Raw genomic sequence first — 12,888 nt, 5'->3', positions numbered from 1 at the left:
ATATAGCCTTTGTTCAAGTGGTTGTCGCAGGTTTACTGAATAGCAGTAAACCGTTGTCCACTTTTGCGACAATTCGGTTCTCTTGCTGTAGCTCTTTTAAATAAGAACGGATAATCGAAGTAGTCAAACCGTAGCGGTGCAAGTCATCTTTAAACTCATACTTTTTCATGACTTTTTGGACTACTTGTTCGAGAGTGCTTGGCTGCTCATGAATCCATGCTTCAAGAAAAGCAGAGGTGTCTTTCATAAGGGTGAGATGCTTGTTAATTAAACCTGTGACTGTCTTAAAGGGCCCACCATGGTACAGCACATAAGCGTTCAATTTCATCGTCGAGAGCTTCTTGAAGCTTCTTCTGGCAGCACTCAGATCGTTAAAAAAAAGGAGGTCCTGCTTGTTCAATGTTTTGGGACCAAATAAGGCATCGCCGCAATAAAGGACATGATCAGGGGTAATAATGCCGACCATTCCCGGCGAATGTCCAGGCAAGGAGACGATTTTGAATGGGATGGAATGGACGTGAAAGATACCATCGGTAGATGGCAGATAATCGGTTACTAGCGCATGAGCATTCCTTTTGTTTTGATCAGGCTCCGTATCAGCCCCTCTACCTTCGTCGAAAACCAAAGGCTCGAGATGCGGATTTTCAATGAGATAGGAGGCGAGATGTGTCGCGTAGATGCGAAGGTTAGGGTACCTCTTTTTCAAATAGAGATTGCCACCATAATTAACAGCGTGACCATGTGTATGAACAACGGCAAGGATTTGATACCCTCGATCGCTGATTTTCGTACATACTTTCTCGATAACAGTGGCATTCGGTCCGCTATCAATGCAAACAGCGGTTTTGCTGGACCTATCCAAATAGATACCGATCCCGTATTTACCGGAGACTACATAACTATTGCCGGCCACTTCGATCAATTCCAAACGATCCATATCCCTTACTCCTTCACTAGATTCAGGTTCATATGTGGATGACCTTGGTGACATTGCCGATACGTACCTTTACGGAGTTCGGTACAAAGGGAGGCTTTGCAGGTGCAGACACTCGCTTTGCCAGCATTTTTTTCTGGCCTCGCACTTTCGCCACGTTTGTTACAGGCTTGGGACGCTTGGGTTTGCTTTTGTTTTTATCGGGAGTAGGGATGGAGGCAGCCTGTGCTACTAATGGGGGTTTTGAACGTACTGATTTCCGGTTGTTGGCTGTATCAATGCGTGCGTTGTTTGTGAGCAATGGAGGGGTTGGGGGAGGCATAGGTGGAGCGTCAGTAGTTTTCGTTTGCTCACCTAGATCCAGCAGTATCGGTTCGTCGCATGGTAATTCTTCTTCCAGCTCCAATTGCATCGGCTTGTCGTAGTGGGAATTCTCTTCCGGTTCCATAGACTTTGTTTGGTGATGGGAATGGCCTTCTATCGAGTAAAACGCTTGTAATTGCCGCAGATGATTTTCAATCAAGGTGGCGATTTGTTTATGTGGAAAACTCCATGTCTTTACCAATTCCGATAACTGGGCAATCGCAGCAAGGACATGTGTGTACATTTCACTAGTGGGATGGAAAGGGTTACGCGATTCAATTAAGAGGCTGTGAGCAACCTGCTTGTTATGTATGTGGGAATGCAGTTTGACAAGCAGATTGAACATCGTTGATATTTGGTAGCCAAACAGCATGAGCTCGTAATCTTTGGCATGATGAAAGCGGGATTCCAATCCTTTGACCAACTGGACGATGGAATAGGTTAGCTTTAGAACGGTTTGGTCATCGATACCTCTGTTCTTCATGGCAATTGACCTCGAATTCTGAAATGATCAATCGTTAATAGTCGATGGTGAAGTCGTCTTCCAATTCATCCCCGGAATCGGATTCTTCCATCTCAAAATTTGATGTAAGCGCCACAGGGTACATGTGAATGGCTGCATCCAGCTTTTTTAACAAAAGCCACTCAGCCATCAGCACCGAATCGAGAATCGAAATGACTGTACGATTAAAGGTAATGATCTCATCATTAGAGGGGGTGTTGGGGAAGTCCAGATTTTTGCCAACGAAAGCAAGGGCTTTGTCAGCTTCGGCGTTTAGCAATCTGGACAATGCTTCTTCCTCTAGGGCAATAGATTGCAGCAAATGACTCAAAGCTTCTTCGCGTGTAGGCACATCGTTTGATGGAACTTTATCCCGTAAGGTCATCATCATCCCTCTTCAATAAAATTATGATCCCGTGAAAAGCAGTGTAAGTAATGAGGGCTATTCTTTAAAGGCATGGAAGGTCGGGTAAGTCAGGTAAGTCATCGTGCTGATGATCATGATTATTTTGCATCTGTTGCATCTGCTCCAGCTTGATAATATCCTCCAGCCTGAATTGTAGGAGCATCTCGGTCTTGATGACATTGCGTAGCATTCGTTCTACGCTGTTGTTTAAGGTAAGCGCATCATTGAGCGAGAGGAATTGCTCCTTCACTATCTTTTGGATCTTTTCTCCCTCTGTATTAATAATGTGAGAAAGTCCGATTTCCTCCAGCGCAATGGAGGTGAGAAGCAAATTTAATACTTCGTTTCGTTTCAATATGATTTCCGGTGTTATATTAGGGACCGTGGGCATTGTCATCCGTTATCTACATCCTTTTTGTGTATGATTTTGGATACAAAATAAGACTAGCCCAAAGAAGAAGGCGATCTGCTTCCCTTTATTTGCACAGAACGCCTTCGGGCAAGTTTCTTGCAACAAAAACGATAGAATCGTCATAGGATCGCGTGATTGATAGTGAATAAATGGAAACTTCCTCGCAGTACATGTTATGTAACCGCGATCTTAATATGACAACTTAATCGCATTCAGGTGCCCGGGATAATGTTAACCACACTTTCCAGCTTGAATTGCGAGAGCATATCTTTTTTGATGACATCTTGCAGCGTTCTGTGAACACTGTTGTTAACGGCAAGAATGTCAGAGATGGTGGGGACGACCCCTGGCGTAATCCCCAATGTACCTACCACAAACTGGAGTTTTTCTGCCTCTGCATTCATGATTTGCGCCAAAGCCAATTCTTCCAGAGCAATGGATGTCAGCAGTAAAGAGACGGATTGCTCAATCGTAACGGAAATTGTGGGGGTAATGTTAGGAATGGTAGGTTGAGACATGAGATCACCTCTTTGAAGTATTGGGTAACTATTTTACTCGTTCGGCTATCGCTTATTTCTAAACCGTGAGCGCTAGCTATTCCCCCCTTCGTTTTAACTACGGTAAGTGTATGCATAGGTGTGTGTCCCACTGAACTGTTTATTGGTACACCATGCGCATGGAAGAGAGGAAAAGGAAAAGCCCGGATCGATTGACCCGGACCAGTGGTATTCTGATAGTTTCCATACGAATGAGGCCTATGAAATCGAAGGAATCCGTGGAAGAAGATTATCCACGATATTTTCCAATTTGAATGGCAGGAGCATTTCTTTTTTTATGATATCTTGTATCGTTTGACGAACGCTTGCATTGACGAGCAGGATGTCGGAGAGTGTTGCGGCTGGTTCGAGCCCTTACGAGCACAAGCGCATCTGGTTTGAGCGTGTCAACAAATAGTGGATAGGCAAGAGAGCGACCGTTGCCATGCGGACCGTCTACAACCATGACATCTACGGAATGACCGGAAAGCGATAGTTGGTCCAAATTGGCGTAAAAGGCATTTTGAATGGAAAAATGATCGAATTGATTCTCGGGAACACGCTGTCCGATGGCAGGCCACAAGCTATCGCGAATGATCATCTTCATTCCACCCATTCCAACAAATTGGGATGTTGATCCAAGATGGATTCGTACTGTTCCTTCCAGCCATATCTGGCGTCGGGGTCGAGGAGCTGATAACGGTTGTATTTGCTTTGTCTGTCTTCGAGTTTGGCCCAGCCGAAATGTTTCACGCGTGATGAATGGCACAGGTAAGGGAACTGGTTGATCGAGAGAGGAAATCTGCCGCAATGCTGAGGGGTTTCCCTCCATATATATAGGAAGTCAGGGCGGTACTTGACCATAAAAGGACGGTAGTAATGATGGGCTTTCCAATACTCATCTTCGCGATAATGCGCCTCGCTCCACATATCGTACAAACGAAAGTAGACCGCCTCGTATGTCTGCTGTTCCAAAATATCGGAAACCTTCGAAGGGAAGGAGCTATCCATGATTTCATCGGCGTCCAGATTCAAAATCCATCCCGGATCCGTCTGGATCGTTTCTTGCCATTGTTGTTTGCGCAAGGTGACCTCATTGGAAAACTGAGAGGCAGCGTTTTGAACCAGATGAAGAGGAATGCCCTTGAGAGCCTCTCTACAGAGATCCACGGTATGATCGGTACTGCCATCGTCGATGATGACGGCTGCGTCAATAAAGTTTTTATGTGCTTCCAACGCGCGTCTCAAATAGCGATTGCCTTCATTTTTCACAATCATGGAAAGAGTTAGTTTGGCTCTGGTCATCTACGTGCTACACCTCCTGCGTTTGTCGTGTTGCAATGCAGAAGATTTCATGGCCTTGGAAGGTCGACTGGAGGTTCACGGCTAGCTTCATGATGTCCTGGATCGGTAAAGGTGTTTGTGTGGTCTTGCGCAGATGGTTTTCCAAGCGGTTCGTTTCTTCGCGAGAAAAGATGGAAAGAACCTCCCAGCCACCTTGATGAAGCAGTGAGATCAGATTGTCACGGGAGTAATGAAAGAGGTGGTCATTCTCGGTATACAGCGGGGAATACACCCCAAACAATTTATTGGTGAACGAGTTTTTGTTCGGCACGCTAAAAAGGATCTTTCCTCCTGGCTTCAGAAACCCCTTCAATTCTTCAAGGTATTGCTTCGGATGCGAAATATGCTCAAAGACGTGACAAAAAACAATGGCATCAAACGTACCAATATGTTCGGGGGCGAGAACGGAGGAGTTCCATAACGAATGAATTAGTTCTAACCCATACCGGTTTTGGGCGTATGCGCATGATTGGTGTGAAGGCTCTACCCCAACAACCTCCCACCCAGCCTCACGAGCAAGGAATAACAACTCTCCTGTTCCTGGACCAATTTCGAGCAACTTCCCTTTTTCCGAAAACCACATATCGAGCAGCAATGTATGGAAGATCGCATGTTCGGTAAATGTATTTTTGGCGTATTGATCCCGCATGGAAACCCAACTCGCATCATAAATGTCGGCAACCAGTTGTGTCACGTTGACTTGATCGAGGTGAGGTTGAAAAACGAGATCACAATCTTGGCACGTTAGGAGCGAAAAAGTAGCGTACTGGTGGAAAAGCGCAACCTCGGCACTGTTGCACAATGGGCATGAGTCATGCATGGATACGATCCCTGCTTTCTTGTGATATCTGCCTACAACTACCTATGCGCTGCTCCAGCAAATGGTTCGAAAACCAAGGGAATGGCGCCGTTCTGAAAGGAGTAGTCATCTCATAGAGTAATGGGGGGATAGACTACGATCTCAGTGATGTGGGTAAAAGGAGATGAGTAGCATGTCTGAGGCGCCCAAAATTTCCTTATGTATGATTGTAAAAAACGAAGAAGAGTGCCTTCACAAGTGCTTGGAAAGCGTGAAAGATCTTGTGGATGAAATGATTATCGTAGACACAGGGAGTACCGACAAAACGGTAGAGATATGCAAGTCATTCGGAGCAGTCGTGCATTCGTATGAGTGGCAGGATAACTTCGCAGAAGCACGAAACTTTGGACTGGAAAAAGCAACGGGCGACTGGATTTTGTGGATGGATGCCGATGAGGAAATGAATCAGGAAGACAGCACGAAATTGAAAGAGCTGCTTCGCGGTCAAGAGGATTCTCTTTTTTATATCCATCTAATCAATTACATTGGAGATGATATAAATGAAGACGATGCTTTTCATATCGCTCACTCACGTTTGTTTCGCAATGGCATCGGTTTTCGCTTCCATTTTCCCATCCATGAAACGCTCAACGTAGAAGAGGTTCTTCCCAATCTGACTGAAGATCTCCACATTCAAATCCTGCCTGTACGGATATACCATTATGGCTACATGAATGAATTTACTGGCAGAAAGAACAAATTCGAGCGCAATATTCAGCTACTCATGAAAGAATTGGAAAAGGAGAACCACTCTCCATGGATTGAGTATCATCTTGCCAGTGAATTCTCACGCATCCAGGAGCATGAGAAAACGTTCAAGTTCGTGAATCTGTCTATTATCGGGTTTCTCGAAAACCACATGATGCCTCCTTCGCTTCTTTATAAGCTCAAATACTCTACGTTGATCTCGATCGGCAGTGCTGAGGGAGCGTGGCCAGGAATTGAAAAGGCAATCGAGATTTATCCTGACTACGTTGATTTGCATTTGTACAAAGGGATCATTCAGTATTTGAAAAAGGACTATAATCGAGCATTGATGACGTTCGATCACTGCTTGGAGCTAGGTGAGAGCAACATTCGGCATCTGACCTTGAGGGGATCGGGAAGTTTTCACGCCTGGTATTACAAAGGGCTTTGCTACGAAGGATTGGGTCAAGTGGAGGAGGCTGTGGCAGCTTATCAGTCGGCGTTGGCGATGGCGGGGAATCATGCGCCTGCCAAGGAAGCACTGGAGAAGTTGAGCGCGATGACTGAAGTAAGTCATACGCCAAACAACAAATAGCATCGTGGCGAAAAGCCGTTTACGTCGATGGTTCAGGCGTAACGGCTTTTTTTGTAATGGCAGAGCGTGAACAAAATGACGTTAATCACCTTTATTGCGGTAAAAGGTTTAATTAGCATAATGTTTCATTTGCGGGAGTGGATTGTTACAATAAAAAACGCATTTCGTCGGTAATAATAATCATTATCAATTACATCGAGTGAGGGACAAAAGATGAAGCGAACAAACGGAATAAAACGTCTCGGTCATATGCTTTGGACGCTTGCACTGGCAGGTACGGTATTGCTGACCGGGTGCGGCAGCGCAGAGCAAAAACAGCCAGCAGCAGGTCAAGATAGTGCACAAACCGCACAAAAGCGCATCGTGAAACACGAGCTGGGCGAAACGGAAATTACGGGAGACCCGAAAAGAGTTGTCGCGTTGGAGTACTCCTTTGTAGACGGGTTATGGGAGCTGGGAGTGACGCCTGTAGGAATCGCGCAGGAGAAGGATAAGGACGTAGAAGGATTGATCGGCAAAAAAATCGAGTATACCCCTGTGGGGACTCGCCAGCAGCCGAGTCTGGAAGTCATCAGCTCGTTGCAGCCGGATTTGATTATCGGTGATTTGAATCGGCACAAGGACATTTACAAGGATTTGCAAAAAATCGCACCGACGATCATTTTGAAAAGCCGCAACTCGACGTACCAGGAAAACTTGAGCTCGTTTGCCACGATTGGGGAAGCGCTGAACAAGCAAAAACAAGCAGAACAACGCCTGATCAAGCACAAGGAGATCATCGCAGAGTTTAAGAAGAGAGTACCTGCCGGGGATTCCCGCAATGTCATGCTGGGTGTATTCCGTGCAGATTCGCTGTCTGCACATGGTGCGAAATCGTTTGATGGCGAATTGCTTGAAATGATTGGAATCAAAAATGCGATTCAGGATGCGGCAGAACCAACGGTAAAAATCAGTCTGGAGCAAATGGTGCAGTGGGACCCAGATGTGATTTTCCTGGCGGAGGCTGATGATGCGCTGTTGAACGAGTGGAAGCAAAATCCGCTCTGGAACAATATCACCGCTGTCAAAAATCAGGAAGTACACAAAGTAAATCGTGACCTCTGGACACGCTATCGCGGACTGAAATCGGCAGAACGCATTGTGGAAGAGGCAGTGAATCTCTTATATAGCAAGGAAAAATAACATACGATGCAAATTCTGGAAAGACCGATCTATGATCTGGTCTTTTCCGTGTTCCTGCACGTGGTAGTTGATCGAGGTGGCTTGTATTGCAGAAAACAACGACACGACAACGAAAAGGTACCTTTGTCCTCATTGCGATCGGCTTGGCAATCCTCTTGTTCATCGGGTTGTTGCTGAGCTTGTTTACCGGAGTAGCTTCGCTGCAAATTCGATCATTGGTGACGCATTGGCTATCGGGTGAATACTCCAAGGAGCTCTTGATTTTCCAAACCATCCGCGTTCCGAGAGCAGTGTTGGGAGCCATCATCGGGGCGAATTTGGCTGTGGCAGGAGCCGTGATGCAGGCCGTTACCCGCAATCCACTGGCATCCCCGCAAGTATTTGGCGTGAATGCAGGGGCTTGTCTGGTGGTCGTACTCGCGATTGTGTTTTTACCGGATATCGGGAAGGCCAATCTCATCTATTTTGCATTTGCTGGAGCGATTCTCGGGGGACTTGTTGTCTTTGGATTTGCAGCTTCCCGCGGGATGACCAATCTCAAGATCGCTTTGGTAGGAATGGCCATCCATCTGCTGCTTACCTCCATTACGAAGGGAATTATTATTTTTAACGAACACATCTCGAATGTATTGTACTGGTTGTCTGGCTCCATCAGCGGAGCGGCTTGGACGGATGTGCAATTGATTTTGCCGTGGTCGATGGCGGGACTCCTGCTGGCGATTTGGCTGTCCAGCTCTTTGTCTGTGTTTCGACTGGGGGAGGAAGTCGCGATGGGGTTGGGACAAAAAATCGCCCGGGTCCGACTGCTGTCTTATATTGTGGTCGTTATTTTGGCAGGTGCCTCTGTTGCTGTCGCCGGTGCTGTCGGATTCGTCGGACTGATGGTTCCGCATATCGCAAGGAGGCTCGTGGGTACGGACTATCGGGTCGTTATCCCTGTGTCTGCGCTTGGTGGCGCTGTTTTGGTCACTTATTCCGATGTTCTGGCTCGCTTGATTTCCTATCCGTTTGAGTCTCCTGTAGGAATTGTAACGGCTCTTCTGGGAACCCCGTTCTTTCTGTACTTGGCGAGAAAAAAGGGGAGGGAAATGGTATGACTTCGCGAAAAAACTCCCTGCTCCTGATGGGCCTCGGTGCTTTAGTCTTAGTGGCAGCATTGCTTAGCATGGGAATCGGCCCGATCTTTATCAGCCCTGATCAAATCATCCGGGTGATCATGGGAGAATCATCGTCGCTTACGTTTATGATTGAAAACTATCGATTGCCGCGGGCGTTGCTCGCGATTCTTGCTGGAGCGGGCTTCGCGATCGCTGGTGTGATTTTGCAAGGAATGATCCGTAATCCGCTGGCATCTCCAGATGTCGTAGGGGTAACCAAAGGTGCGGGTTTGTTCGCGGTTGTGGTCATCATTCTGTTTCCGACCGCTTCACCGCTACTTCTCCCGATTGTCGCGTTTTTGGGAGCACTGGCGGTAGCGATCGCCCTCATCTATTTCGCTCGGAAAAGCGGTGCACAGCCAACTACGTTTGCCTTGGTCGGCATGGGAGTAGGGGCGATCTGTCAAGCGTTGACGGAATTCATCATGGTGAAGTATCCGATGCAAGCCAATGATTCTCTTGTTTGGCTGGCAGGGAGCTTGTGGGGGAAAGGCTGGGATGAAATCTACGCTTTGCTGCCGTGGTTGCTCGTATTCATTCCCATCAGCTTTGCTCTGCATCGAAAGCTGGACATTATCAGTCTGGATGAAGGCAGCTCCACGGGGCTCGGGCTGAATGTCGTGCGAACACGCTATGTACTCTTGCTGCTCGCCGTTGCATTGGCAGGCGCCTGTGTAGCGGCGATCGGCTCGATCGGCTTTGTGGGATTAATTGCGCCACATATGGCGAGGAAGCTGTTTGGTCATCAGCATCGCTATCTGTTGCCAGGTGCGGCGGTTTTGGGCGCGTTGATTCTCGTCATTGCAGATGCATTGGGGAGGGGACTGAATCCTCCGATCGAGATTCCTGCGGGTATTGTGACAGCGGTCATCGGTGTTCCTTACTTCTTGTATTTGGTGCGTCAAGAGAAGAAAAAGTAAAATGAAAAGCCATCTTTTCCTCTAGCTTTGGAGAGAAAGATGGCTTTTTTCTATTCAGGCTCTTCTTCGAAAAAATCACCTTGTTCCAAGGCGTACACAAAGTTTTGTAACCATTCGTAATACTTTTTTGCATGTCTGAGCTTGTGCAAATCTTGGAGGGCGAGCTTTCGTTCCTCATCAGAGGTACTTTCCTGAAGGACTAGCTCGGTTAATTCAGGCAGTGCTTGGTCGATGGCACCGGTCATCACATCGACTTCACGCTGCAACTTGAATGTGAAGAAGTTTTGAAACGCTGTGAAGAAGTTGGTCTCCGCCGCATACAGCTCTTTTCGCTCCTGTTTTTCCTCGAGCTTTTTGACCATTCGAGATTCCACTAAGGATCTCACCGCATAGCTCATGTTGCTTTTGCTCATGTTCATCTGTATTTTCATTTCGTCGAGCGTCATCGGACGATTCTCGAAGAACATGACACCGTAAAGCTGACCCGAAGAATGAGTGGCCCCATACAAGTCCATCGTTTCCGCTATGGCTTCGATCATTTGCTTACGAATTTGGAGGCGTTTTTCTTCAAGTACATTTTCCTCGTTCAAAGACATGCGATTATTCACTTCCCTCTCGTGCCACCGTCATCATCATTTCGTTCAATTCTTTTTGTATGATACTTCCATTATAGCAAAAAGTTTTTATACATAGTGATAAAGCGAGCTATTGTTATGAGCGTTTACGTAATCTTAATGCTCAATTAACAGTGGTTTCATGGGCGAAACACAATGCGAGTGTACAATAATTTTTGAACAGAGATGGTTTTTATCCGATACTTTCTTTCAGAAAAGGAGAATCACCGTGAAAATCAAGTGGAATGTGATGGCAGCAACGTTGGTCGTTACGAGTTTGTTGGCAGGCTGCGGAGCACCGAAGACAGAGGGAACAGCATCGAGCAGTGGGCAAAACGGTTCGGAGGCTGCTGTAGCTAACGCATCTGGAGAAATCAATGTGTACACGGCAATTGAAGATGAACAGATCAAGACGTATCTGACTTCTTTCAAAGAGCAGTATCCGGATATCAAAGTAAACATCGTTCGTGACTCCACTGGTATCATGACAGCCAAGCTGATTGCCGAGAAGGACAACCCGCAGGCTGATGTGATCTGGGGACTGGCTGCTACGAGTCTCTTGGTGATGGACGATATGCAAATGCTTGCGCCATATGCACCCAAAGGCGTAGATCGTGTACTACCTGAATTCAAAGACAAGGCCAACCCGCCAAAATGGGTAGGCATGGATATTTGGGAGACAGCCATTATTGTCAACAAAGCAGAGATGGAAAAACGCAATCTGGCTATCCCACAGTCGTACGAAGATTTGGTCAAACCAGAATACAAAGGCTTAATCGCGATGCCTCACCCTGCTTCTTCTGGAACAGGCTACCTGACTGTCAACGCCCTGCATCAGTTGTACGGCAAAGACAAGGCTTGGGCATACATGGACAAGCTGCATGAAAACATGATGGTCTACACGCACTCTGGCTCCAAGCCAGCGAAGATGGCGTCCGCAGGTGAAGCACCAATCGGTATCTCTTATGGATACAGCGGCATTCAGGAACAGAAAAAAGGAGCTCCAGTCGAAGTCGTGTTCCCGAAAGAAGGCTCGGGCTGGGATATGGAAGCGAGCGCGCTCGTAATGAAAAAGGACATCAAGCCAGAAGCTAAATTGTTCCTGGACTGGGCGATCAGCGATGAGCCAATGAAGGAATACAACAAGAACTACGCGATTTTGAGCATCAAGCAAGAGGGAAGTCAAATTCCGGAAGGCTACAAACAAGACCCGGTATCGCAGTTGACCAAGCTGGACTTGTATCAAGCAGCAAGAGACCGCGAAAGCATTTTGAAAGAGTGGGAGCAGAAGTACGGCTCCAAGGCTGAACCGAAAAAGTAAAGAATAAAGGGGCATTTGTGATGGAGCAAGGCTATTTGTCATTACGCAATCTCGCCAAGCGATTCGGGAAGCATACAGCGCTTCAGGACATTCAACTGGACATTGCCAAGAATGAATTCATCTGTCTGCTCGGACCGAGCGGCTGCGGTAAAACAACGTTGTTGCGCATCCTCGCAGGACTGGAAAAAGCGGATCAAGGGAGCGTCGTCATTGCCGGGAAAGACATTACCTCGCTGCCAGCAGGGAAACGGAATTTTGGCATGATGTTTCAATCATACGCTTTGTTTCCGAATTTGACGGTCAGTGAAAACATTGCTTACGGATTGCGTAATCGCTTCTCCAAGGCACAAATTGCTGATCGGGTAGAGGAAATGCTTCAACTGGTTGAGCTGGTAGAACACCGCAACAAAGTCCCGGCTCAATTATCAGGAGGGCAGCAGCAGCGGGTAGCGCTGGCGAGGGCCTTGGCGTTTTCGCCGGACTGCTTGCTCTTGGACGAGCCATTATCTGCGCTGGACGCCAAGGTTCGTGCCAAACTCAGGAACGAAATTCGTCGGCTCCATCATCAATTCGGGATGACGACGATTATGGTGACGCACGATCAGGAGGAAGCGTTGACGATGGCGGATCGCATCGTAGTCATGAACCAGTCGCGCATCATTCAGGTCGGTACGCCAAAAGAAGTGTACGAGCGTCCCAAAACGCCATTTGTCGCTGATTTTATCGGAGCTATCAGCTTTATCCAGTCGGATAAGCATTCGGAACAGGCTATGCTCGCCATCCGCCCGGAACATGTCCAGTTGCTGCGTGACGGTCATGAAAAAGGCAGACAAGGGATCGTGCGCGAGCTGGAATATCGCGGTACGCATTATCGGATTGTGGCAGAGTTGATCGGTCCACAAGGTACGTTGTTGCAACAGTTTGTCACGATTGATGTCCCGGCACATGCTATGGTGTCTCATCATGTTTGGCCGGATCAAAAAATTGCCTTCACTCTGCCGCCAGAGCATGTCATCCGTTTTGATGATACGGCAGACCTGGCTGTTGGCTAAGGAG

15 protein-coding genes are annotated in these 12,888 nt (G+C 47.2%); 6 read left to right on the top strand and 9 right to left on the bottom strand.

The window, feature by feature from the left end; all coding sequences use genetic code 11:
- Positions 1–13: 13 nt before the first annotated feature.
- The 8 genes from ASG16_RS05410 to ASG16_RS05375 form a co-directional block, all read right to left on the bottom strand.
- Positions 14–937, bottom strand: coding sequence for an MBL fold metallo-hydrolase (locus ASG16_RS05410; RefSeq protein WP_056488970.1), 924 nt, complete (start codon positions 935–937; stop codon positions 14–16).
- Positions 938–965: 28 nt separating this feature from the next.
- A complete protein-coding gene (locus tag ASG16_RS05405; RefSeq protein ID WP_056488972.1) occupies positions 966–1,781 on the bottom strand; it encodes a hypothetical protein in 816 nt (271 codons plus the stop codon).
- Positions 1,782–1,815: 34 nt separating this feature from the next.
- Positions 1,816–2,190: an alpha-helical endospore appendage domain-containing protein gene (locus tag ASG16_RS05400; RefSeq protein WP_241970691.1), complete on the bottom strand. Its 375-nt coding sequence runs from the start codon at positions 2,188–2,190 to the stop codon at positions 1,816–1,818.
- Between the two features lie 58 nt (positions 2,191–2,248).
- A complete protein-coding gene (locus tag ASG16_RS05395; protein ID WP_056488977.1) occupies positions 2,249–2,602 on the bottom strand; it encodes an alpha-helical endospore appendage domain-containing protein in 354 nt (117 codons plus the stop codon).
- A gap of 227 nt (positions 2,603–2,829) precedes the next feature.
- Positions 2,830–3,135, bottom strand: a complete 306-nt coding sequence (locus ASG16_RS05390) for an alpha-helical endospore appendage domain-containing protein (protein WP_056488979.1) — start codon at positions 3,133–3,135, stop codon at positions 2,830–2,832.
- 237 nt (positions 3,136–3,372) lie between these two features.
- Entirely contained in the window at positions 3,373–3,465 is a 93-nt protein-coding gene (locus tag ASG16_RS31735) for a hypothetical protein (protein ID WP_483296474.1), read from the bottom strand.
- Between the two features lie 291 nt (positions 3,466–3,756).
- On the bottom strand, positions 3,757–4,458 hold the full coding sequence (locus ASG16_RS05380) for a glycosyltransferase (protein ID WP_056488982.1): 702 nt from the start codon (positions 4,456–4,458) through the stop codon (positions 3,757–3,759).
- A 7-nt stretch (positions 4,459–4,465) separates the two neighbouring features.
- A complete protein-coding gene (locus ASG16_RS05375) occupies positions 4,466–5,317 on the bottom strand; it encodes a class I SAM-dependent methyltransferase (RefSeq protein ID WP_056488984.1) in 852 nt (283 codons plus the stop codon).
- A gap of 172 nt (positions 5,318–5,489) precedes the next feature.
- On the opposite strand from ASG16_RS05375, the gene ASG16_RS05370 reads away from it, so the two are divergent.
- The 4 genes from ASG16_RS05370 (at position 5,490) to ASG16_RS05355 (ending at position 9,897) form a co-directional block, all read left to right on the top strand.
- The gene (locus tag ASG16_RS05370) at positions 5,490–6,638 is read left to right on the top strand and encodes a glycosyltransferase (RefSeq protein ID WP_056488986.1); all 1,149 of its coding nucleotides are present in this window, start codon (positions 5,490–5,492) and stop codon (positions 6,636–6,638) included.
- 213 nt (positions 6,639–6,851) lie between these two features.
- Positions 6,852–7,820: an ABC transporter substrate-binding protein gene (locus ASG16_RS05365; RefSeq protein WP_056488988.1), complete on the top strand. Its 969-nt coding sequence runs from the start codon at positions 6,852–6,854 to the stop codon at positions 7,818–7,820.
- A gap of 86 nt (positions 7,821–7,906) precedes the next feature.
- Positions 7,907–8,917 carry a FecCD family ABC transporter permease gene (locus tag ASG16_RS05360; protein ID WP_056488990.1) on the top strand — a complete coding sequence of 337 codons (1,011 nt, stop codon included), beginning with the start codon at positions 7,907–7,909 and terminating at the stop codon, positions 8,915–8,917.
- Entirely contained in the window at positions 8,914–9,897 is a 984-nt protein-coding gene (locus ASG16_RS05355; RefSeq protein ID WP_056488992.1) for a FecCD family ABC transporter permease, read from the top strand. The genes ASG16_RS05360 and ASG16_RS05355 overlap by 4 nt, the downstream gene beginning before the upstream one ends.
- A gap of 50 nt (positions 9,898–9,947) precedes the next feature.
- Here ASG16_RS05355 and ASG16_RS05350 read toward each other — a convergent pair whose 3' ends face one another.
- A complete protein-coding gene (locus ASG16_RS05350; protein ID WP_056488993.1) occupies positions 9,948–10,493 on the bottom strand; it encodes a GbsR/MarR family transcriptional regulator in 546 nt (181 codons plus the stop codon).
- A 268-nt stretch (positions 10,494–10,761) separates the two neighbouring features.
- On the opposite strand from ASG16_RS05350, the gene ASG16_RS05345 reads away from it, so the two are divergent.
- Together ASG16_RS05345 and ASG16_RS05340 are read left to right on the top strand one after the other, a co-directional pair.
- Entirely contained in the window at positions 10,762–11,832 is a 1,071-nt protein-coding gene (locus ASG16_RS05345; RefSeq protein WP_056489314.1) for a putative 2-aminoethylphosphonate ABC transporter substrate-binding protein, read from the top strand.
- A 20-nt stretch (positions 11,833–11,852) separates the two neighbouring features.
- The gene (locus ASG16_RS05340; RefSeq protein ID WP_056488994.1) at positions 11,853–12,884 is read left to right on the top strand and encodes an ABC transporter ATP-binding protein; all 1,032 of its coding nucleotides are present in this window, start codon (positions 11,853–11,855) and stop codon (positions 12,882–12,884) included.
- Positions 12,885–12,888 lie beyond the last annotated feature (4 nt).

The organism is Brevibacillus sp. Leaf182, assembly GCF_001423865.2.
GTDB classification, from domain to species: Bacteria; Bacillota; Bacilli; order Brevibacillales; family Brevibacillaceae; genus Brevibacillus; species Brevibacillus brevis_C.
The sequence above is the reverse complement of the archived record's forward strand: the minus strand, read 5'-3'. Positions and strand labels throughout refer to the sequence as shown.

Excerpts from the sequence above, each read along its gene's own strand:
- ASG16_RS05370 (WP_056488986.1), top strand. The coding sequence starts at position 5,490 with ATGTCTGAGGCGCCCAAAATTTCCTTATGTATGATTGTAAAAAACGAA.
- ASG16_RS05400 (WP_241970691.1), bottom strand. The coding sequence starts at position 2,190 with ATGATGATGACCTTACGGGATAAAGTTCCATCAAACGATGTGCCTACA.
- ASG16_RS05345 (WP_056489314.1), top strand. The coding sequence starts at position 10,762 with ATGGCAGCAACGTTGGTCGTTACGAGTTTGTTGGCAGGCTGCGGAGCA.
- ASG16_RS05365 (WP_056488988.1), top strand. The coding sequence starts at position 6,852 with ATGAAGCGAACAAACGGAATAAAACGTCTCGGTCATATGCTTTGGACG.
- ASG16_RS05405 (WP_056488972.1), bottom strand. The coding sequence starts at position 1,781 with ATGAAGAACAGAGGTATCGATGACCAAACCGTTCTAAAGCTAACCTAT.
- ASG16_RS05350 (WP_056488993.1), bottom strand. The coding sequence starts at position 10,493 with ATGTCTTTGAACGAGGAAAATGTACTTGAAGAAAAACGCCTCCAAATT.
- ASG16_RS05380 (WP_056488982.1), bottom strand. The coding sequence starts at position 4,458 with ATGACCAGAGCCAAACTAACTCTTTCCATGATTGTGAAAAATGAAGGC.
- ASG16_RS05390 (WP_056488979.1), bottom strand. The coding sequence starts at position 3,135 with ATGTCTCAACCTACCATTCCTAACATTACCCCCACAATTTCCGTTACG.
- ASG16_RS05355 (WP_056488992.1), top strand. The coding sequence starts at position 8,914 with ATGACTTCGCGAAAAAACTCCCTGCTCCTGATGGGCCTCGGTGCTTTA.
- ASG16_RS05340 (WP_056488994.1), top strand. The coding sequence starts at position 11,853 with ATGGAGCAAGGCTATTTGTCATTACGCAATCTCGCCAAGCGATTCGGG.
- ASG16_RS05375 (WP_056488984.1), bottom strand. The coding sequence starts at position 5,317 with ATGCATGACTCATGCCCATTGTGCAACAGTGCCGAGGTTGCGCTTTTC.
- ASG16_RS05410 (WP_056488970.1), bottom strand. The coding sequence starts at position 937 with ATGGATCGTTTGGAATTGATCGAAGTGGCCGGCAATAGTTATGTAGTC.
- ASG16_RS05395 (WP_056488977.1), bottom strand. The coding sequence starts at position 2,602 with ATGACAATGCCCACGGTCCCTAATATAACACCGGAAATCATATTGAAA.